General features: G+C 74.2%; 13 protein-coding genes. 6 read left to right on the top strand and 7 right to left on the bottom strand.

Going from position 1 to position 21,601, the window contains the following annotated elements:
* Nucleotides 1-147: 147 nt before the first annotated feature.
* From AB0L21_RS38135 to AB0L21_RS38120, 4 genes are all read right to left on the bottom strand, one after another.
* The gene (locus tag AB0L21_RS38135) at nt 148-1,446 is read right to left on the bottom strand and encodes a PrsW family intramembrane metalloprotease (RefSeq protein WP_365788612.1); all 1,299 of its coding nucleotides are present in this window, start codon (nt 1,444-1,446) and stop codon (nt 148-150) included.
* A 42-nt stretch (nt 1,447-1,488) separates the two neighbouring features.
* Complete coding sequence (trmB, locus tag AB0L21_RS38130; RefSeq protein WP_365706493.1) at nt 1,489-2,322, bottom strand: tRNA (guanosine(46)-N7)-methyltransferase TrmB; 834 nt, start codon at nt 2,320-2,322, stop codon at nt 1,489-1,491.
* Nucleotides 2,323-2,355: 33 nt separating this feature from the next.
* On the bottom strand, nt 2,356-3,573 hold the full coding sequence (lhgO, locus tag AB0L21_RS38125) for an L-2-hydroxyglutarate oxidase (RefSeq protein WP_365706495.1): 1,218 nt from the start codon (nt 3,571-3,573) through the stop codon (nt 2,356-2,358).
* 84 nt (nt 3,574-3,657) lie between these two features.
* Entirely contained in the window at nt 3,658-5,082 is a 1,425-nt protein-coding gene (locus AB0L21_RS38120; protein WP_189818762.1) for an MFS transporter, read from the bottom strand.
* 725 nt (nt 5,083-5,807) lie between these two features.
* Here AB0L21_RS38120 and AB0L21_RS38115 point away from each other — a divergent pair.
* The gene (locus tag AB0L21_RS38115; RefSeq protein WP_365788611.1) at nt 5,808-7,883 is read left to right on the top strand and encodes an asparagine synthase-related protein; all 2,076 of its coding nucleotides are present in this window, start codon (nt 5,808-5,810) and stop codon (nt 7,881-7,883) included.
* Between the two features lie 534 nt (nt 7,884-8,417).
* Nucleotides 8,418-11,825, top strand: coding sequence for a BTAD domain-containing putative transcriptional regulator (locus AB0L21_RS38110; protein ID WP_365788610.1), 3,408 nt, complete (start codon nt 8,418-8,420; stop codon nt 11,823-11,825).
* Here AB0L21_RS38110 and AB0L21_RS38105 read toward each other — a convergent pair.
* Together AB0L21_RS38105 and AB0L21_RS38100 are read right to left on the bottom strand one after the other, a co-directional pair.
* A complete protein-coding gene (locus AB0L21_RS38105) occupies nt 11,708-13,573 on the bottom strand; it encodes a sigma-70 family RNA polymerase sigma factor (RefSeq protein ID WP_365788609.1) in 1,866 nt (621 codons plus the stop codon). The genes AB0L21_RS38110 and AB0L21_RS38105 overlap by 118 nt on opposite strands.
* 411 nt (nt 13,574-13,984) lie before the next feature.
* Nucleotides 13,985-14,764 carry a helix-turn-helix domain-containing protein gene (locus AB0L21_RS38100; RefSeq protein ID WP_365706503.1) on the bottom strand — a complete coding sequence of 260 codons (780 nt, stop codon included), beginning with the start codon at nt 14,762-14,764 and terminating at the stop codon, nt 13,985-13,987.
* A 376-nt stretch (nt 14,765-15,140) separates the two neighbouring features.
* Between AB0L21_RS38100 and AB0L21_RS38095 the strand changes: the two genes are divergently transcribed.
* The 3 genes from AB0L21_RS38095 to AB0L21_RS38085 all read left to right on the top strand — a co-directional run bounded on the left by AB0L21_RS38095 (nt 15,141) and on the right by AB0L21_RS38085 (nt 19,184).
* Nucleotides 15,141-16,520: an NAD(P)/FAD-dependent oxidoreductase gene (locus AB0L21_RS38095; protein WP_365788608.1), complete on the top strand. Its 1,380-nt coding sequence runs from the start codon at nt 15,141-15,143 to the stop codon at nt 16,518-16,520.
* 131 nt (nt 16,521-16,651) lie between these two features.
* The gene (locus tag AB0L21_RS38090) at nt 16,652-18,304 is read left to right on the top strand and encodes an ATP-binding SpoIIE family protein phosphatase (RefSeq protein WP_365706507.1); all 1,653 of its coding nucleotides are present in this window, start codon (nt 16,652-16,654) and stop codon (nt 18,302-18,304) included.
* A 64-nt stretch (nt 18,305-18,368) separates the two neighbouring features.
* Nucleotides 18,369-19,184 carry a methyltransferase domain-containing protein gene (locus AB0L21_RS38085; RefSeq protein ID WP_365788607.1) on the top strand — a complete coding sequence of 272 codons (816 nt, stop codon included), beginning with the start codon at nt 18,369-18,371 and terminating at the stop codon, nt 19,182-19,184.
* 64 nt (nt 19,185-19,248) lie between these two features.
* Here AB0L21_RS38085 and AB0L21_RS38080 read toward each other — a convergent pair whose 3' ends face one another.
* Nucleotides 19,249-20,538 (bottom strand): MFS transporter, encoded by a 1,290-nt coding sequence (locus tag AB0L21_RS38080; protein ID WP_365706511.1) that lies wholly within the window; start codon nt 20,536-20,538, stop codon nt 19,249-19,251.
* Nucleotides 20,539-20,635: 97 nt separating this feature from the next.
* Here AB0L21_RS38080 and AB0L21_RS38075 point away from each other — a divergent pair, with 97 nt between their 5' ends.
* A complete protein-coding gene (locus AB0L21_RS38075) occupies nt 20,636-21,184 on the top strand; it encodes a MarR family transcriptional regulator (RefSeq protein WP_365706513.1) in 549 nt (182 codons plus the stop codon).
* The last annotated feature ends 417 nt before the right edge of the window (nt 21,185-21,601 follow it).

Below are 21,601 nucleotides of genomic sequence, written 5' to 3'. Positions count from 1 at the left end.
AGGGCCGGGGCCCGGCACGCCGAGAGCACGCACCTGACGCCGCGCGGCCCGCCCTCCGGGCGGACGACGGGAGTTTGACGACAGGACCTAGCCCGCCCCACCACGACGGCCCGGTCCGGCGGTGCCGAACCCCCGCCGGCCCCGCGACTACGTCCGATACGGGTTGTACGCGGGATACGGCACCGCCGGATAGCCGTACGGCGCCGCCGTCCCCCAGTACACGGGCACCGGAACGGACGCCCTGCTCGCGTACTCCAACGCGGGCCGGGCCACATCCCTGCGCTTCCACAACTCGTCCAGCAGCTCCCGCTCCCGGACGACGAAGTCGGGCCCGGCCTTCCCCTTCCGCCCCCGGTGCCGCAGGAACGCCAGCGAGGTCGCGCACGCCTCGTACCGGGCCACCTCGCGTGCCGCCGGGCGCCCGTGGTGGTGCCGGGCGTAGTCCCGGGCCATCCGGCGGGCCCGCATCGACCCGAGCGCGAGCGGCTCGGCCGGACCCAGCCACCCGGCCAGCACATACGTGGGCAGCTCCGCCCGCACGGTCCGCAGCTCCCGCTGCCGGGTCCAGATCGCGAGCCAGGTCACCACCGCGAACGCGGGCACCATGAAGGCGCCGTAGACGGCGAAGAAGCCGTACTCGCCGAAGGTGGAGGAGCCGTTCCAGAAGGCGTGCATGCCCATCGCGAGCAGCAGTCCGCAGACCGGCAGCAGCACCCGCCGCGCATGCTGGCGCTCGGCGGACAGCGCGGCGACGCCGAAGCCGATGCCGGTGAGGACGGTGAACAGGGGGTGCGCGAACGGGGACATCACGATGCGCACGAAGAACGTGGCGGCGGTGACGGAGGCGATGCCGCGGCCGCCGGTGAGCTGGTCGGTCCCGAAGGCCGTACCGAGGTAGAGGATGTTCTCGGTGAACGCGAACCCGGTGGCGGTGACGCCCGCTATCACCACCCCGTCCACGATCCCGGTGAAGTCACGCCGGCGGAAGAGGAACACCAGCAGGACGGCGGCGGCCTTCGCGGACTCCTCCACGATCGGGGCTATCACGGTGGCGCCGAGCGTGTCGGCACTGGCCGGATCCGCGGTCGAGGTCGCGATCCACTTGGTCGCGAAGCTGTTGGCCACGATGGCTATCAGCGCCGCCGCACAGGCCCCCCAGGCGAAGGAGAAGACCAGGTTCCGCCAGGGGCCCGGCTCCACCCGGTCCAGCCACCGGAAGGCGGCTATCAGCCAGGGCACGGGCAGCACGGCGAGTCCGAGGCCGACGAGGAAACCCTCCGTGCCGGTCTGCCGCCGTACGAGCGCGAGGATGACCAGGCCGGACAGCGCCAGCAGCGTGCTCAGTGCCCCGTACCGCGCCCACCTGCGCTGCCACCAGTGCGGGTGGCGGAGCACACCGTCGCCGGGGCTCGGGGGATACGTCGGAAACGGAGGACTGGTGGCCACGGCATCGACCCTAACGGTGACGGGACGAGGGGCTGGAACGGATTATCGGTCCTGCTCAGCGGTCCTGTGCGGGACGCGCCGGAACAGCAGGTCGTTCACCACATGACCCTTGTCCAGTCCCTGTCCCTCGAAACGGGTCAGCGGCCGGAACTCCGGACGTGGCGCGAAACCGCCGTCCGCCTGGGTGTTCTCGAAGTCGGGGTGCGCGGTGAGCACGTCCAGCATCTGCTCGGCGTACGGCTCCCAGTCGGTCGCGCAGTGCAGGAGCGCGCCGGGCCTCATCCGGGACGCGGCGAGCGTCAGGAACTCGGGCTGGATGAGCCGCCGCTTGTGGTGCCGCTTCTTGGGCCAGGGGTCGGGGAAGTAGACGCGCAGCCCGTCCAGCGAGTCCGGGCGGAGCATCTCCCGGAGCAGGATGATCGCGTCGCCGTTGCCCACCCGGATGTTGGACAGGCCGTTCCGGTCGGCGAGACCCAGCAGGTTGCCCTGGCCGGGGGTGTGCACGTCCACGGCCAGGATGTTGGTGTCCGGGTCGCCCGCGGCCATCCGCGCGGTGGCCTCGCCCATCCCGAACCCGATCTCCAGGACCACGGGGCGGTCGTTGCCGAACAGCTCGCCGAGGTCGATCACCCGCTGCCCGTCGATGTCCAGCCCCCACGTGGGCCACAGCCGCCGCAACGCGTCGGCCTGCCCGGCCGTCACCCGGCTCCGCCGCGGCTGGAAGCTCCGGATCCGCCGCTCGAAGTGCGATCCGGCCGGATCGGCCTTGGGCCCGTCCGGAAACCGCGGTTCCCCCTTGGCCCGGGTGTGCCGAACGGCGACACCGGAGCTGTGAGGGGCCGGGGACGGGGCGGGGGCGTTCAGGGAGTCAGACACAGTACGACCGATTTTACGGGTGCCGACGGGCCACTACAGCGAGCCGAGCATCGCCAGCGCCCGGCGCCCGATCTCCCGCCCGATCGGCAGCGAAGCCGTGGCCGCGGGCGAGGGCGCGTTCAGCACGTGCACCGCCCGGGCCCCCTCCCGGATCAGGAAGTCGTCCACCAGCGTCCCGTCCCGCAGCACCGCCTGCGCCCGCACCCCGGCCGGTGCCCGCACCAGATCCCCGGCCTCCACGCCGGGCAGCAGTCTTCGCACGGCCTCCAGGAACGCCCCCTTGGACACCGACCGGCGCAGCTCACCGGCGCCGTACCGCCAGTGCCGCCGGGCGATCGCCCAGGACCCCGGCCAGGCGACCGTCCCGGCCAGCTCCCGGGGCCGTACGACCCCCCAGTCGTACCCCTCCCGGGCGAGCGCCGGCACCGCGTTGGGTCCGATGTGCACGCCCCCGTCGATCCCACGCGTCAGATGCACCCCGAGGAACGGGAACGCCGGGTCCGGCACCGGATACACCAGCCCCCGCACCAGTTCCGGCCGCGCCAGCTCGTAGTACTCCCCGCGGAACGGCACGATCCGCACCTCGGGCTCGTCGCCGGTCAGCCGCGCCACCTCGTCGCAGTACAGCCCGGCGCAGTTCACCAGCACGCGCGCGCGTACGACGTCCCCGCTCGCGGTGAGCACGGCCACGCCCCGCTCCGGCCGCCGGTCCACGCGTACGACCCGGGCGCCGTACCGGATCTCCGCACCGGAGGCCCGCGCCAGCTCGCGCGCGACGCCCACGAAGTCGCACACCCCGGTCGTACCGACGTGTATGGCGGCGAGGCCGCGCACCTCCGGTTCGTACTCGGTGATCTGCGCGGGTCCCAGCTCCCGCACGGCGATGCCGTTCTCGCGCCCCCGCTGCACCAGCGCGTGCAGCCGTGGCAGCTCCTCCCGCTCGGTGGCGACGATCAGCTTGCCGGTGACGGCGTGCGCGATGCCGTACTCGGCGCAGAACTTCACCATCTCGGCGGCGCCCCGCACCGCGTAGCGCGCCTTGAGCGAGTCCGGCCGGTAGTAGATCCCGCTGTGGATGACCCCGCTGTTGCGCCCCGTCTGGTGCCGGGCCGGCCCCGGCTCCTTCTCCAGCACCATCACGCGCGTACCCGGCGCGGCCCGGGTGATCGCATACGCGGTCGACAGCCCGACGATCCCCCCACCGATCACGAGCACATCACAGTCGTACGCCCCGGCCCGCACCTGCACCACCTCCGCTTCCGATAGTGCACTGCGCCACTGACAACGGCTTCAAACGCCGGGAGGCGACCCGGCAGAAGCCGGAGCGGCGCGGCCCTACGCCGGAGCCATCAGAAGAGGGCGAGCCCGCTCCCGCAGCTCCACCACCCGCGGCTCGTCCCCGTACGGCTCCAGCCGGTGCAGGAGATCCTTCACGTACTCCGTCGTCCGCGCCGACGAGATCCGCCCGGCCACCTCCACGGCCCGCACCCCCTGCTCGCACGCCGCGTCGAGGTTGCCGGACTCCAGCTCGGCGACCGCGGAGACGACCAGCCGCAGCCCGTGCGACCGCACGAACTCCTCCGTCGGCTTCGACAGTGCCTGCTCGGTGAACCGCCGCACCTGACGCGGCGCCTTCAGGTCCCGGTAGCACTCGGCGGCGTCCGCGGCGAACCGGTCGTATCCGTAGAAACCGAGCCAGGACGGGTCGTTGTCGCCGGGACGGGACCGTTCCAGCCACCCCTCCGCCGCCTTCAGTGCCGCGCCGGCCGCCTGCGCGTCTCCCGCGCGCGCGTGGGCCCGCGCCTCGACCAGCCGGAAGAAGCTCATCGTCCGCGCGGTCGCCAGCCCCCGGTTCCGCTCCAGCGCGGCCTGCGCGAGATCGACGCCCTCGTCGCCGAAGCCCCGGTAGGTCGCCTGCAACGACATGGAGGCGAGGACGTACCCCCCGAGCGGGACGTCCGCCGCCGCGCGCGCGAGCCGCAGCGCCTGGATGTAGTACCGCTGCGCGGCCTCCTGCTGCCCGGTGTCGAAGGCCATCCACCCGGCGAGCCGGGTGAGTTCGGCCGAGGCGCCGAACAGGGCGCGGCCGACCTCGTCGGAGTAGGAGCCGAGCAGCAGCGGGGCCGCCTCCACCCGCAGGCACTCCGGCACCATCGACGAACGCCAGTCCCCGCCGCCGTACTTGGAGTCCCACCGTCTGGCGTCCTCGGCGGCCTCCCGGAGCTTCTGCACATCGCTGTGGCCGACTTTGATCGATGCGCCGGACCCCTCGGCGGAGCCCGCCTCCCGCGCGACCGAGCTGTCGGCGGGGGTTATCAGCCAGCGTGAGGCGGGCGTTGCGTATGCGCTGACTGCGAACGACCCGGCGAGCGACTGCCAGATGCCACCGGAGCCGGCGCGGCGGCCGGCGAGGTCGAGGCGGTACAGCTCCGTCGCCGACTTCACCGCCTGGCCCACGTCCCTCGGGAAGGCGAGGCCCACTTCGGGCGCGGGATCCGCGTCCGCCAGGCCGATCTCGTGGAGCGGCACCGGCCGGCCGAGCTTCTGGCCGATGGCGGCGGCGATGAGGTGCGGTGCCGCACCCTGCGGCACCATGCCCTTCGACACCCAGCGCGCCACGGACGTCTTGTCGTAGCGAAGCGTCAACCCGCGTTGCGCGCCAAGGTCGTTGACACGGCGGGCGAGTCCCGCGTTGCTGATTCCCGCGAGGGCGAGAACGGCGCCGAGTTTTTCGTTCGGCCCGCGTTGCTCCCTGGACATGCGCCACCCCTCGACACAGACGGCTGCCGCGCTGGCATAACCACGCGGCATTCGTAAACCCAGCGTAGTTCGCCGCATCCCAAGCGTTAAGGGGCATTGTTCCGGTTGGCGGGATTGTGGTCCGTGCCAACGTCCGGGCCCTGTACGCACCGTGCACGGGCCGTCGCCGCGTGCCCCCGCACGTGTGGCCGTGCGCCCGTCCGTGCGCTCTTCTCCGGCCACCCGGGGAGCGGTTCCATGGCTCTTGCGTGGGTCGGCCCGCTGTACTGGATCCAGTGGGCTGGGGGACACCGCCGCCTTCATCCCCGCGGGTGGCGGACCGGTCCGGGAGGCGATACCCGCCTCCCGGACCGTGCGCGTGTGTGGACCGCCGCGCGCGCCGCGAGCCTGTACGGAGCGTGCTCATCTCCGGTGCCCCTCGCTTTAATTGGCCGAAAATCGCCCCCTGTTGAGAGCGCTCAATTGCCGCTCCGACCATGCAACTTGAGGGCGCGAGGGGCGGTTTGAGGGAGCGCACAGGGGGCGCATTCGCGCCGGACCCCTGTGGTGCCGTCCGGGTGGCGCCCACCCCGCAGACGCCTGCCGTCCGCCAACTCCCCAGGCCCGCCCGGCCTGGTTCCCTCGATCGAAGGCGGTGCCGCCGTCCCTCTCCCGCGCGCCCTTCATGGCAGCATGGGGTCCGGTTCGTACGGTGCACTGTTTGTCCACAGCCTGTGGAGGCGTCGATGCGGTGGTTGGTGGGTTGGAGCAGCACCGCCGCGGGCGCCGCCGGGACCGGCTCCGCCGGTGCCGTCGGATACGACGGCGAGACCCTGCACCCCGTCGGCTCCCAACTCCTGTGGGGCGACCCGGATCCCCTGTGGGCCGTCGGCGACTGGCGCCCGGACGAGGTGCGCGTGGTGCACGCCGACGCGCAGCACCGGATCGCCGTCCTCGGCATCTGCGGTGCCACCGACGAGGAACTGCGGCGCGGCCTGTTCACCGCGCGCGGGGGCGCGGTGCGCCATCTGACCACCTGGCCCGGCAGCTACACGGCCGTCGTCCAGGCCGGCCGCCGCATCACCGTCTGCGGCGACCTCGCGGGCGCCCGGCCGGTGTTCTACACCCCCTGGGCCGGCGGCAACGCCTACGCCACCGCCGCGCTGCCCCTCGCCGACCTCGTCGAGGCCAACCTCGACTTCACCCACCTCGCCGCCCTGCTCGCCGCCCCGGACGTCCCGGCCGCGCTGCGCGACAGCACCCCGTACGACGGCGTACGGCGCATTCCCCCGGGGCACGCGTTGGTGCTGCGCGCGGGGGCGCGGGAGGTCGCCGGGTACGAGCCGGTCGCCTCCCTCGCCGTGGCCGCGCCCCCGGCCGACCCCGGCCGCGCCGTCGACGCCGTGCGGGACGCCCTCGTGGAGGCCGTCCGCACCCGGCTCTCGGCGCCCCGGCACGTGCCCGACCTGGACCCCGGGCCGGTACCCGGCATGGGACCGGCCGAGCGGCGGGCCGCGCGCGGGATGCCGGTCCCCGGCATCGGCGCCGACCTGTCCGGCGGCCCCGCCTCCGGCACGCTCGCGCTGCTGGCCGCCGGGCTGCCCGGAAGACCCGGCACGCTCCTCGGCCACGGCACGGGCGCGGGCGAACGGCTCCTCGCCGTCACGTTCAACGATCTGGCCGTGACCGGCCGCGAGGCCGAACTCGAACGCGCCGGCGCCCTGGCCGCCAATCCCCGGCTGCACCACGTCGTGGTCACCGGCGGCGAGGAGACCCTGCCGTACGCCGACCTCGACGGCCCGTTGACCGACGAACCCGGCCCCTCCCTGGTCCAGGCGGCCCGGCACCGCGCGCGGCTCGCCGCCGGCAGCGCCGACCACTTCACCGGCCATGGCGCCCGGCAGGTCCTGGACGCCCACCCCGCCCGCCTCGCCGACCTGCTGGTGGACCGCAAGCGGCGTCACCTGGTCCGGCCGGTCGCCGCGCTCGCCCGCGCGGACGGCTCCGTGATGGTCCCCGCGCGCGTGTACGGCGCGGCCCGGCGCCTCGCCCGCACCCCCTACCGGGCGGGACTCGAGGTGCTGGCCGAGCGGCTGATGCGGCGCCGCTTCGACGAGCCCAAGGGGGCGGTCGGCGCGTCCCTCGCCGCGCTGGCCTGGGCGAGACCCGGGCCCGCCGCCCGGTGGCTGACGGGGGAGGCGCTGGCTGAAGTATCGGTTCTGCTCCAGGTGGAGGCGGACCGCTCCGCGACCGGCGCGCAGCGCCCCGGCGACTACCGCGCGCGTGCGGCACTCGCCCGGCACGCCGCCGACCTCCGCGTCCTGGAACAGGCCGTCGAGATCCGCTCCCAGCGGCTGCACGCGCCGTTCCTCGACAACCAGGTCGTGCGCGCCTGCCGTGACCTCCCCGAGGCCCTGCGCGTCCAGCCCGGCGCCCGCGCCGCGATCCTGCGTACGGTCCTGGAGGGCGCCGGCGTCACCGACCTCCCGCCCGGCTGGGGCGCGCCCTCCCACGGGTCCACGGCGGCAGCGGCGCGCGCGGGGCTGCGTGCGGCCGCCGACCCCCTGCTGGACCTCTTCTCCACACCGCTGCTGGCCGACACCGGTCTGGTGGAGGCGCGTGTCGTCCGCAAGGCGCTGCGCTCCGCCGCGGCGGGCGAGGCCCTTCCCCTGGACGGCCTGGCCGACCTGATCTCCCTCGAACTCTGGCTCCGCCGCCTCCTCTCCCGCCGCGGCACCTGCTGGACGGGCACCCCGACCCGCTCCCGCGCGGTCCCTTCGGGGATTCAGCCGAGGCGCAGCGCGCTCACGCCGGGGGCGTGAGCGGTGGGGGCGTGCAGCGGTGGGGGTGGCTGAGCCGGCTGTCTGCCGCGCGCCGCGGTGGGCTGATCGCGCAGTTCCCCGCGCCCCTGGGAGCTGCGGTGCCGTCGGCCCGGTGGCACCGCCCTGGCTGCGGTCAGCCGTGCCGCCGTCCGGCGCCCACCCCGTCGTGGCTGCGGGCAGTCGTGCCGCTGGGTCGACGCCCGCCTGGGAGTGGCTTTCGTGCCGTCGTGGCTGCGGTCAGCCGTGCCGCCGTCCGGCGCCCACCCCGTCGTGGCTGCGGTCAGCCGTGCCGCCGTCCGGCGCCCACCCCGTCGTGGCTGCGGGCAGTCGTGGCGCTGGATCGACGCCCGCCTGGCCGCGGCCCTCATGCTGCCGTGGAGTCGTGCCGCTAGGCGGCACGGGTGGGCGCTGCGGCTCCCCGCCGGTGCCGGTGAGTGACCCACGCCCCCGCCCAGACACAGCACCGGGCACCTTGCGCACGCCCAGAACCGAAACCCCCGTGCCCCATCCGGCACCCCCCGCCACAATGACCGGGTGCGGTACAGAATCCTGGGCGTAACCCAAGCGACAGACGACCAGGGCACCCCCGTACCCATCGGGGGGCAACGCCTCCGCACACTCCTCGCCGCCCTCGCCCTCCGCCCCGGCCGCACCACCACCGCCGACACGCTCATCGACGAGGTGTGGGCGGACGATCCACCCCAGGACGCCCCCGCCGCCCTCCAGGCCCTCGTCGGCCGTCTCCGCCGTACCCTCGGCCGGCACACCATCGCCTCCAGCCCCGGCGGATACCGCCTCGAAGCGGCCGAGGACGACGTGGACCTGCACGTCTTCGAACGCCTCACCCGCACCGGCACCCAGGCCCTCTCCGCCGGCGACCCGGCCACCGCCCACCGCGCCCTCACCCAGGCCCTCGCCCTCTGGCACGGCCCGGCCCTCGCCGACCTCCCCGACCGCACCGCCGCCGCCCGCCCCGATGCCCTGCGCCTGGAGGCGACCCGCGCCCGCGCCGCCGCGGCCCTGGCCCTCGGCCGCGCCCACGAGGCCGTACCGGAGCTGCGGGAACTGACCACCGCCCACCCGTACGACGAGCCCCTGCACGCCCTCCTCATCCGCGCCCTGCGCGACACGGGCCGCCCGGCCGACGCCCTCGCCGCCTACGAGTCCGCCCGCCGCACCCTCGCCGACTCCCTCGGTACCGACCCGGGCCCGGAACTCCAGTCCCTGCACGCCTCGTTGCTGACGCAGGAGTCCCTGGGCACTCCCAAGCCCCCGGAGACCCCCGGGTCCGGGGACGCGCCGGAGCCCCCGGGCACCCCCCGGCCTCCGGCGCGTTCGTCGCACCCCGCGCCCCCGCAACACCCCGAACGCACCGGCAACCTCCGCCCCCGCCTGACCTCCTTCGTCGGGCGGGAACCCGAGCTCAAGGCCATTCGTTCCGACTTGCACAGGGCCCGCCTGGTCACGCTCACCGGACCGGGCGGCTCGGGAAAGACCCGCCTCGCCGAGGAGGCCGCCGCACCGCTCCCCTCGGCCTGGCTGGTCGAGCTCGCCCCGCTCGACCATCCGGAGGCGGTGCCCGGCGCGGTGGTCAGCGCGCTCGGTCTGCGCGAGACCGTGCTGCTGACCAACGAGCTGGCGACCCCGCAGGCCGACCCCACGGCCCTGCTGATCGAGTACTGCGCGGCGCGCAGACACCTCCTGATCCTTGACAACTGCGAGCATGTCATCGGCGCGGCAGCCGCCCTCGCCGAGACCCTCCTCACCCACTGCCCGGGGCTGACGATCCTCGCGACCAGCCGTGAACCCCTGGGCGTCCCCGGCGAGACGGTGCGCCCGGTCGAGCCCCTCGTCCCCGAACACGCGCACCGTCTCTTCGCCGAGCGCGCGAAGGCCGTCCGTCCCGACGCCGACGCCGTGCTCGGCGACACCGAGGCCGTGGCGGAGATCTGCCGCCGTCTGGACGGGCTGCCACTGGCCATCGAGCTGGCCGCGGCCCGGCTCAGGCTGCTGACCCCGCGCCAGATCGCCGACCGTCTGGACGACCGCTTCCGCCTGCTCACCTCCGGAAGCCGCACGGTCCTGCCCCGCCAGCAGACCCTGCGCGCGGTCGTCGACTGGTCCTGGGAGCTGCTGGACGAGCGGGAGCGGACGGTCCTGCGCGAGGTGTCGGTGTTCGCCGGCGGCTGGGACCTCGCGGCGGCCGAGGCCGTGTGCACCGGCCCGGCGGCGGACCTGATCGGCGCGCTGGTCGACAAGTCCCTGGTGGTCGCCGCCCCGCACGACCCGGACGGCACCGGTTCCGGGACCGGCGCCGGCATGCGCTACCGCATGCTGGAGACCATCCACGAGTACGCCACCGAGCGCGCGGCCGAGGTCCCCGGGCTGCGCGCGGCGGCCGAGCGACGCCACCGCGCTTGGGTGCGGGCGCTGGTGGAGGAGGCGGAGCCGCGGCTGCGGTCGGCGGCCCAGCTGCCGTGGATCGCCCGCCTGGAGACCGAGCTGGACAACATCCGCGCGGCCCTGGACCGCGCGGTCCGCGCGGGAGACGAGGCCGAGGCGGGCGCCGTCGTCCTGGCCACCGGCTGGTTCTGGTGGCTGCGCAACCACCGCCAGGAGGCGGTGGCCTGGGTGCGGCTGGTGCTCCGTCTGGGCGTCGCCCTGGACAGCCTCCCCGCAGGCGCGCCGGCCGGTGAGGTGAGGGCACGGGCGGAGACCGCCGACCCGGTGGGCGCCTTCCTCGCCGCCCCCGACGGCGAGGAAGGGCATCCGCTGCGCGAGCTGCGCATGGACCTGCGCATGCTGGACCTGTTCCTGACCGCCGAGTCGGGCACGGAGAACCTCGCGGCCGGCGAACGGACCCGGGAGTACCTCGCGCGCGTGCGGGCGGCCTACGAACGCGGCGGACCGCGCGCCGCCCGGCTCCCGGGCATCATCTGGCCGCTGACGTCCTACTACCTGGGCGGCCCCACGGACATCCGCCTGCTGATGACGGAGTGCGTCGCCAACTGCCGCCGCCACGGCGGCGACTGGGAACTCGGGGTCGCCCTGATGTACCGCGCCCATGTGACCGTCGACTCCCCGGGGAACCTGCGGGGCGTCGACGAGGACCTGGCCGAGCTGCGGACGCTCAGCCGGCGCGTCGGCGACCGCTGGATGCGGGCGCAGGTGTGCAGCGCGGCCGGCGAGGCGGCCATGACGCGGGGCAGGTACGACGAGGCGCGTGGCGAGTACGAGGAAGCGCTGCGGCTCGCCTACGAGGTGGGCGCCCACGCCGAGTCGCCGTTCCTGATCGCCCGGCTCGCGGAGATCTCCTACCGCTCCGGTGACCGGGAGGCGGCGCTGGCCGCGCTGGACGAGGCGGGAACGGCCGCCGACCGGTACGCGGTACCGGAGTCCCGGGCCTTCGTGCTGCTCCTGCGCGCCCACATCGCCCTGCACGACAACCAGCACGCACACGCCCGCGAGCTGTACGAGGCGACCCGCGCGGTGATCCGGGACGGCACCCCGCCCCCGCAGTTCGTGGCGGCCCAGCGGATGGTCGAGGCGCTGCTCGTGGCCGACGCGTCCGGGCCGGCGCACGGGCTGCCGATCATGGCGGAGGCCCTGCGGGAGGCCGTGGACCACCAGTGCGCCGAGTCGATCACGGCCGGTCTGGTGGACGTGGCGGCCGGTCTGCTGGCCCGGCTCGGCGATCTGCCGGGCGCGCTGCGGCTGTTCGCCGCCGCGGACCACTGGCGCGACGGCCTCGACCGGCCCGAGCCGGAGCGCGGCGAGGCCGCCCGGGTGCGCGCCAGGGCCCGCGCGGCCCTCCCGGCCGACCGCTACGCCGCCGAGTGCGCCCGGGGTGCCTCCTTCGGCGTGCCGGACGTCCTGCGCGAGCTGGGCGCCGCGGCGGCGGCCGGCGCGGAACCCGGGGGCGGCCCGGCCACCGGCAGGTGAAGCGGGACTCCGCCCGGTCCGCGAGCGCCGGCGGAGAAGGAGACCTTGCCGCAGCCGAGCGTCATGTCGTCCAGACCGGCCAGTGCGTCGTACGCGGGGTACTGCCGGTTGAGGGTGACGGTGACGGAGGAGTCGCCGTGGACGGCGACCCCGCGCGCGTACTGCTTGCCGCCGACGGACATGCCGTACCGCTGCCACATCCAGCTGCGCTCGCCGAGCGCGATCTCGCACCGGGTGCCGTCACCGACGAGGTCGAAGCTCAGCTCGCTCAGCTCGTGGACGGCGGGCGCCGGTGGCGGAGTGGGCGTCGGCGGCGGCTTGGGCTTCGGCTTCCGCGTAGGGGTGGGCGTCGGAGTGGGCTCGGGGTCCGGCTCCGCCGGGGGTGCCGGGGTGAGCGCGCGGGTGGGCGTCGGCGCCGGTTCGGGGGCGAGGACGACGGGTTCCGGCGCGGGCTTGCGCGTAGACGGTGCGGGCGCGGGCGTCTCGGGCCGCACGGCCGGCGCGGACGGGGAGGGGGACGGGGCCGGCTGGGCGACCTCCTTCGCCGGACGGCTGTCGTTCACCAGGGCCAGTGCGACCGCGGCGGCGGCGACCGCGACCACACCGGCCGCGATGCCGGCCTTCACCGGGGCCCCGAGTCCCTCGGAGGCGGCGGCCCCGCCCGCGCCGCCGGCCCCGCCGGACGAGCCACCGGCCGCGGCGGCGCCGGCCGCCCCGACCCCGCCGGCCACGAGCCCGAGGGCCTTGGCGTACCCGGCGGCCCCGAACCAGCCGATGACCGCGACCGGGACGACAGCGGGGATACCGCTCGCCACCTCTTCGATCTGCGCCGCCGCCAGCCGGCACTTGGCGCACTCCTCCAGGTGTTTGCGCAGGCCCCGCTCGGCGCGGACGCGCAGCTTGCGGCGGGCGTAGCCGCCGAGCTGGTCGGCGTAGCGGGCGCACTCCTCGTCGTGGGCGAGGGCGGCGCTGACGTGGGCCTGGAGGTACGCCTGCCTCAGCGCCTCGCGTGCGCGGCTGGCGAGCACCCGGGTGCCGTTGGCGTCCAGCCCGAACAGGACGGCCACCTCGCTCGGGGACTCGTCCTCCACCTCGGTGTGCCACAGCACGGCCTGCCAGCGTTCGGGCAGCGACCGGAAGGCCCGCATGGCCATGGACTGCTCGGCCTCGTGCAGGGCGCGCACGTCGGCGCCGAGACCGAGGCCCGCTCGGGAGGAGCCGATGAATGCAGTGTCGTCGGAGGCCTCCGCGACCCGGGCGGCCTGCTGGGCGAAGAGGGCGAAGTCGTCGACGAGTTGCTCCCGCCGGGCGGACTTCGTCCAGTGCGCGGCGACGCGCCGGACGGAGGTCAGCAGATAGGCCCGTACGGCGTGTTCCGGCCCGGACCCGCCCCGCACCGCTTGCAGCATCCGCGCGAACACCTCGGCGGTGAGGTCGTCGGCGGTGTGCGCGTCCCGGCAGCAGGTGCGGGCGTAGCGCCGTACCGCGTCGGCGTGCCGGCGGTACAGCTCCTCGTAGGCGGAGTCGTCACCCCCGCGCATCCGCTCGATCAGCTGACCGTCGGCGGGCGGCATCCCCCGGGGCGGCGGCAGCACGCTTCCCTCGCGCTGGGCCGGCACGTTCCCGTCACGGGCCCCGCCGGAGAAAGCCGGCCGCCCGCCCTGGTGGGGCACCAGGGGTGAAGTGAGCCCGCGAGTCTCCGCGTCCCCGTCGTCACCGCGCGACCCGTCCCACCCGTCAACGCCCATCGCGGACAGCCCCCGACCCCCGGCTCAGCCCAACCCGTCACGGCTCAGCCTGCCACACCGAACTCCCCCGAAGCCCCCGCACAGACCTCATTCCACTCATCCGAGCGCACTTGCCCACAACTCCCGAACACCCGCCGAGCGCCCGGCAGTCGAGCCCGATGCGAGGGGCATCCAACGGAGAAAAGGGCGCGGTGCGGAGGGAAGGGGCGCGGGGCAGCGGGGGGGCGCCTGCACCACCGCCCCACGCCCCCGCACCCACCGAGGGCACATCGACCGCACAGCGGCCCCGCACCCGCCGGCGGCGCATCCGCCCCACGCGGGCCACCGGCACCTCCCGACCGCGACAGCCGCACAGGTGGTGCCGGTGGGAAAAGGACCGCCCCCGAAGGCGAAGCCGAGGAACCGGACCGCCTACGGCCGGGACCGCAGCCCCTCCAGCAGGATGTCCAGCAACCGCGCCGACGCCGCCGCCTGCTGCGCCGCATCCGGCAACGACGGCGCCGCCGTGGCGATCACCAGCAGCACGTCACCCACGGACACGTCCGCCCGCAGCTCACCCGCCGCCCGGGCCCGGTCCACCAACTGCCCGACCACATCGAGCAGCGCCCCGGCCCCGGCGTCGTCGGCCGGCGCGGCCTCCTGCGCCACGAGCCGCAGCTCACCGCTCCCCGGCTGCACCCGCTGCTGAGGCACCCGAGCCTCTTCGGCGGAACCGGCGGAACCGGCGGAACCAACGGAGTCCTCGGCCGACCCGCCGGACCTCACCCTCAGCACCTGCGGCGGCAGCAGCCGCCCCGCCCCCGACGCCACAGACGTCCGCAGGAACCGCGACAGCGCCGACCACGGCTCGTCCTCCTGCCCGAGCGCCGCCCGGGCCTGCTCGGTCAGCCGAGCCGTCTCCTCCTCGGCGATCCGCCGGACCAGCACGTCCTTGCTGGGAAAGCGCCGGTACACCGTGCCGACCCCGACCCGGGCCCGCCGCGCCACATCTTCCATCGGCGCGCCGTACCCCAGCTCGCCGAACACCTCACGCGCCGCACGCAGCACGTGCTCCAGGTTGCGCTGTGCGTCCACCCGCAGCGGGGTCGTCCGCGCCGCGTCCGCGCGTCCGTTGCCCACCGCCGCGGTCATCGCCTTGCCGCCGGGCGCGACGGCGGCCGCCGATGCCCAATGCGTGTCCTGAACATGCATGTGTTTCCCCCGGTAATGACGTCTCCCCCCGGAGACTCCCCGCCACTGAACGCGAGGTGCGCGGAACTGGCATCGGTCCCGACCGGATCCGACCGTCGCGGACCCGTTCGACCACATTCCCTACACCCCGTCGACACACGAACATAGTTGAGAGGAAGTCAATTCAGAAGGGGCAGGTTCCGCACAGTGCGCCCCCCGATCGGAGTACGAGGTGCGTACGTCCCGATTCCCGCCCTTCGCCCCCTGTCGCCCGCCCCCACTGACCTGCCCCCTTTCGTCCCGCGCTGACACCACGGCCCGCCGTGCGCGCACCCGGCCGCCGGTCACACAAATTGCCGGGGCTGTGGACAAACACCAGCGCCGGGTGCGTCATGGGATGGTGAAGGAACGTGCGCGCATTCTGGTTGTCGGCGGCGGCTACGTCGGGATGTACACGGCCCTGCGCCTCCAGCGGAAGCTGAAGGCCGAGCTGAGGAGAGGCGAGGTCGACATCACCGTCGTCACCCCCGACCCCTACATGACGTACCAGCCGTTCCTCCCCGAAGCCGCCGCGGGCTCGATCTCCCCGCGCCATGTCGTCGTACCGCTGCGCCGCGTCCTGGACCACTGCCACGTCGTGGTCGGCGAGGTCACCTCCATCGACCACGCCGTACGCACCGCCGCCGTCAGCACCCTCGCCACCGCCGAGGAGGGCAGGACCGCCGAACTCCTCGGCTACGACGAACTCGTGCTCGCCCCCGGCTCGGTCTCCCGCGCCCTGCCCGTCCCCGGCCTCGCCGAGTACGGCATCGGCTTCAAGACCGTCGAGGAGGCCATCGGCCTGCGCAACCACGTCATCGAGCAGATGGACATCGCCTCCTCCACCCGCGACCCGGCCATCCGCGACGCCGCCCTCACCTTCGTGTTCGTCGGCGGCGGCTACGCGGGCGTCGAGGCCCTCGGCGAGCTGGAGGACATGGCCCGCTACACCGCGCGCTACTACCACAACCTCCGTCCCGAGGACATGAAGTGGATCCTCGTGGAGGCCACCGACCGCATCCTCCCGGAGGTCGGCCCCGAGATGGGCCGCTACACCGTCACCCAGCTGCGCCGCCGCAACATCCAGGTGCTGCTGAACACCCGCCTGGAGTCCTGCGCCGACCGCGTCGCCGTGCTCAGCGACGGCCAGCGCTTCCCGACCCGTACGGTCGTGTGGACGGCCGGCGTCAAACCCCACCCGCTGATCGCCGCCACCGACCTGCCGCGCACCGAGCGCGGCCGGCTCCGCTGCACCCCCCAGCTCACCGTCGACGGCACCGAGCACGCCTGGGCCGCCGGCGACGCCGCCGCCGTACCCGACGTCACGGCCGCCGAACCCGGCACCGAGACCGCCCCCAACGCCCAGCACGCGGTCCGCCAGGCCAAGGTCCTCGGCGACAACATCGTCCACTCCCTGCGCGGGGAGCCCCTGGAGACGTACGCGCACAAGTACGTCGGCTCGGTCGCCTCCCTCGGCCTGCACAAGGGCGTCGCGCAGGTCTACGGGCGCAAGCTGAAGGGCTACCCTGCGTGGTTCATGCACCGCGTGTACCACCTCAGCAGGGTGCCCACCGTCAACCGCAAGGCCCGGGTGCTCGCCGAATGGACCCTCGCCGGGCTCTTCAAACGGGAGATCGTCTCCCTCGGTTCGCTCGAACATCCCCGAGCGGAGTTCGAACTCGCGGCCGGTGGAAAGCCTCCTCACAGCCCTTCCGACGACCCGAAGGGGTCGTCCTGACCGGACCCAGGAACTCCACGGCCCGCCCCGGCGTCTGACGGTTGTCGCCCGCCGGGTCCGCTCCCTGCCAGACTGCCCTACGACGTCGGACGGGCACCCGCCCGCCCTAGCACCCACGAGGCTTTCCCCAAGTGAACTTCACGCGCTGGAGCGCCCGGCTCCCCGGAACGCAGCGCCGCGCCGCCGCGCGGACCGAGACGGCGGTCTCCCCGGACCGGCGGGGGGAAGGCTCCGTGCCCGCGGCCCGCGCCGAACAGCCCACCGACGACACACCCCCGGTACCCGCCGTCGACGAACTGTCCCCGCGTGACGTCCTGGACCGCGTCCCGGCCCTCGTCGCCCTCGTCCACGGCCCCGACCACCGCATCGCCTACGTCAACGACGCCTACACCACGGCCTTCGGCGCCCGCGCCACCGGCGCGGCCGCCCGCGAGGCCCTGCCCGAACTCGCCGAACTGGGCCTGCTCCCGCTGCTCGACCAGGTACTGCGCAGCGGCAAGCCCCGCACCCTGAAGTCCCGCAAGGCCGTCGACGGCCGCTCGTACACCTTCACCTGCACCCCCGTCGCCGAGGACGGCGACGGGGACGCCGGCGTGCTCGTCTTCGCCACGGACGTCACCGACCACGCCGAGGCCGCCGAGCGCCTGCGCGCCAGCGAGCGCCGCCAGCGCGAGACCGCCGTCACCCTCCAGCGCTCCCTGCTCCCGCAGGAACTGGAACAGCCCGACGACCTGCGCATCGCCGCCACCTACCAGCCCGGCGGCACCGAGGCCGCGGTCGGCGGCGACTGGTACGACGTGATCACCCTCGGCGGCGGCCGGACCGCCCTCGTCATCGGCGACGTCATGGGCCGCGGGGTGCGGGCCGCCGCCGTCATGGGCCAGCTCCGCACGGCCGTCCGCGCCTACGCCCGCCTCGACCTGCCCCCGCACGAGGTCCTGCAACTCCTCGACGGCCTCGCCGCCGAGATCGACGCCAACCAGATCGCCACCTGCGCCTACGCCGTCCACGACCCGAACGAGGGCCGCCTGGTGTACGCGTCCGCCGGCCACCTGCCGATCCTGGTCCGCGACGAGAACGGCACGGTCTCCCGCGCCGACGAACCCACCGGCCCGCCGCTCGGCACCGGCGGCTGGGTGCACTCCTCCGGCTCCATCGCCCTCGGCCCCGGCTCCACGGCCGTCCTCTACACCGACGGCCTGGTCGAGCGCCGCGACGCCGACCTCGACGAGAGCATCGCCGCGCTCGAAGGCGCCCTCGCCGGCGCGACCGGCAGCCCCCAGGTCGTCTGCGACCGCCTGGTCCGCTCGGCCGGCGTCACCGCCGACCACGACGACGACGTGGCCGTCCTCGTCCTCCAGCACCCCGCGCGCACGGGCCCCGACGGCGACCTCTTCCGCAACGCGGCCCTCGAACTCCTCGGCGGCGTCGAAGCGGCCCCACGCGCGCGTGCCTTCGCCTCCGGCGTCCTCACCAGCTGGCGCTTCCCCGCCGAACTGCACGACCTCGGCGTCCTCGCCACCAGCGAGCTGGTCGCCAACAGCCTCCAGCACGGCACCCCGCCCATGCGGCTCCGCCTCCGCCGCACCGACCGCCGCCTCATCGTGGAGGTCACCGACGGCGACGACCACCTGCCGAGGCGCCGCCGCGCCGAGCCCGGTGACGAGTCGGGCCGGGGCATCGCCATCGTCGCGACGATCGCCTCCAACTGGGGCTGCCGCCGTACCCCCGGCGGCGGAAAGGCGGTGTGGTGCGAGTTCGTCCTGCCGAAGGCAAAGCACTGACCGGTCGCCGGACCCGTCAGCGCGGCAGTCCGGCCTCGCGCCCGCCCGGTGCTAGAAGCTGACCATGGCAGACGGATCCGGCGTACCGAGCGACGCGCCCGAGGGCCCCGAGGGCTACGACACCTACTCCATCCCGATCATGACGCCGTTCGTCGGCGAGCTGCTGGACGCCGTGGACCTGCGCCCCGGGGCCACCGTCCTGGACCTCGCCTGCGGCACCGGCTTCACCGCCCGCGCGGCGGCACCCCTGGTCGGCCCCACCGGCCGGGTCTTCGGCGTCGACATCGACCCGGACATGATCCGTGTGGCCCGGGACCGCCACCCCCGCCTCTACCCGGACATCGAGTTCACCGTGGCCGCCGCCGACCGGCTGCCCTACCCCGACGCCGGCTTCGACGCGGTCGTCTGTCAGCAGGGCGCCCAGTTCTTCCCCGACCTCGACGCCACCCTCGCCGAGTCCGCCCGCGTCACCCGCCCCGGGGGCCGCTTCGCGGCAACCGTCTGGGCCCCCCTCGACCGCCAGCCCTATTTCCTCGCCCAGCAGCGGGCCGTCGCGGAGTACGGCGGCCCGGAGGCGCCCCGGCACTTCGCGCGCCCCTTCTCCCGCACCGCAGAGCAGCTCACCACCTCCCTGCGCACGGCCGGCTACGGCGACACCGCCCACCGCGAGATCACCTTCGGCGTCACCCTGCCCCCGCTGGACGAGTACGTCCCCGCCCACCTGGCCACCCTCTGGGGCGGCCTGATCAGGGAAACGGGCGGCGAGGAGGCCCTCACCCGAGCGGCCCGCCTGGTCCGCGACCAGCTTGCCGACCGGGTCACCGCCGACGGCACGGCGACGCTCCCCTTCACGGCCGTCCTGGTCACGGCGACCCGCTGACCGGCACGCCCGGCACACGACGACGGCCGCCACCCGGAGGTGACGGCCGCGACGCACCACAGACTCACGCCTCCGCGGGCACCGGCCCCGTGGACGCCCCGCCCCGGGCGACCACCCGGGTCCCGCGCGCCAGCCAGGGCCGGTCCTGTACGGCGGTGAGCCGCCGCCCCAGCCTGAGCGCCAGGACGGAGATCCCCAGCGAGAACAGCAGGAAGGTCACGATGTACGGCCCGTGCAGCGAGGCCCCGAGCGGACCGCCCACCGCCGGACCGACGGCCAGCGCCAGCTGCTTGACCAGTGCGAACGCCGAGTTGTACTGCCCGGCCATGCCCTCCGGCGCCAGATCGGCGACCAGCGGCGCGACCGTCGGGGACAGCATCGCCTCGCCCAGCCCGAACAGCGCGTACGTCGACACGAACGCGGCCGTGGCCATCTCCTGGCTGCCGTGCCCCAGCCCCGCGTACCCGGCGGCCAGCCAGGCCACGGCCCAGATCAGCCCCACCGCGGCGATGACCCGGGACCGCCGGCGCCGCTCCACGAACTTCAGCACGGCGAACTGGGCGACCACGATCATCAGCGTGTTCGCGGCCAGCGCCGTACCCAGAGCGGACGTGGAGATCCCGGCCGCCTCCACGCCGTACGCGCTCAACCCGGACTCGAACTGCCCGTAGCAGGCGAAGAAGATCACGAAGCCCAGCACGGACAGCTGCACCATCGCCCGGTTCCCGAGCAGCTGCTTCCAGCTGCCCTTCGCCGACCCCGCCGGAGCGTCAGCCAGGCGCGGCGAGTGCGGCATCCGCACGGTCGCCAGCACGCCGACCAGCAGCAGGAACATCGCCGCCTCGATCGCGAACAGCAGCGTGAAGGAGGACACGCGCGTGGTGTCGACGAGGTGGCCGCCGATGAGACCGCCGACGCCCAGCCCCAGGTTCTGCAGGAAGAACTGCGTCGCGAACGCACGCGAGCGCGTGTCCGACGAGGAGCAGTCCACGATCATCGTCGCCAGCGCCGGCTGCATCACGGCCTGCCCGGCCCCGAGCGCCGCCGCGGACAGCAGCACGGTCGCGGCACTGCCCGCGAGGCCGAGGCTGAGCGCGCCCACAGCGGCGGTCACCAGGGCGGCGATCAGGACCGGCAGCGGGCCGCGCCGCACGATCGCCCGGCCGGCGAACGGCAGCACGATCAGCGCGGCCACGGCGAAGACGGCGAGCACGAGTCCCGCCGTCATGGCACCCAGGCCCCGCACCTGCGCCACATAGACGTACAGGTAGGGGACGGTGAAGCCGAGCCCGAACGCGCTGAGTGCGTTGCCCACGTGGATCCGGCGCATCGCAGCGCCCATCGCCCTGGTCACGTTCACCTCTCTCACTAGTTAGACCTGAAGACTTCGAACCTAAAGAGTACATGGTCAAGGACTTCAAGGCAAAGGGCTTCCGTGCGATACTGCGGCCATGGCCGACACCCCCGGCGTCACAGAGCCGACGCTCGAAGAACAGATCGCCGCCTACCAGCGCGAGTTCCAGGACCTGGACCCCCAGGTCGAGAAGATCGTGTCGGCGCTGTCCCGGCTCAACCGCCGGATGAACGTCGCCTACGGCCGCCAGACCGCCGCCCTCGGCATCAGCAACGCCGAGTGGGAGGTCCTCAAGGCGCTGGTCCTCTCCGGTGCCCCCTACCGCATGGGCCCCAGCGAGCTGGCCAAGCGGCTCGGCCTCACCCCGGCCGCCATGACCCACCGGATCGACCGCATGGTCGCCGAAGGACTGGTCACCCGGGAGCGCGACGAGTCCAACCGCGTCCGCGTCATCGTGGAGCTGACCCCCGAGGGCCGCGAGAAGTGGCTGGAGGCGATGCGCCTTGCGACGGTCTTCGAGGAGGACCTGCTCCAGGACCTCACCCCCGCGGAGCGCGCGGTGCTCGGCGAGGTCCTGACCAGGCTGCTGCGTCGGGTGGAGCACGCCCAGCCGGACGCCGGCGGCCGGCTCAGCGACCTGGACTGACGCCCCCATAAAAGATCTTGACAGCAGGGTGTTGACACGCCCCTGGCCGATCCGTAAAGTTCTTCGGGTTGCCGCGGAGCCGTAACGGTTCTTCGGTAGCACCTCAGCCGCCCCGAGCGGCACCCCTCACACCTTCAGCACGATCCCTCCTCCGGGTTAATTTCGGCGCGCCCGAATTCAATTCGAATAGGGACTCGGCGGGCCCGATTGGGAATCGCCGGGCGGATCCGCTAAGGTTTGGGACGTCGGAACGGCCCAACGGCCGGGAGGACAAACCCCGCTGACCGGGGATCAGACGCCGAAAGGATCTGATAGAGTCGGGACCGCCGGAAAGGGAAACGCGAGAGCGGGAACCTGGAAAGCACCGAGGAAATCGGATCGGGAAACGGTCTGATAGAGTCGGAAACGCAAGACCGA

It is taken from the genome of Streptomyces sp. NPDC052721, from assembly GCF_040678315.1.
Lineage (GTDB): Bacteria > Actinomycetota > Actinomycetes > Streptomycetales > Streptomycetaceae > Streptomyces.
This window is presented reverse-complemented; position numbering and strand designations above follow the sequence as displayed.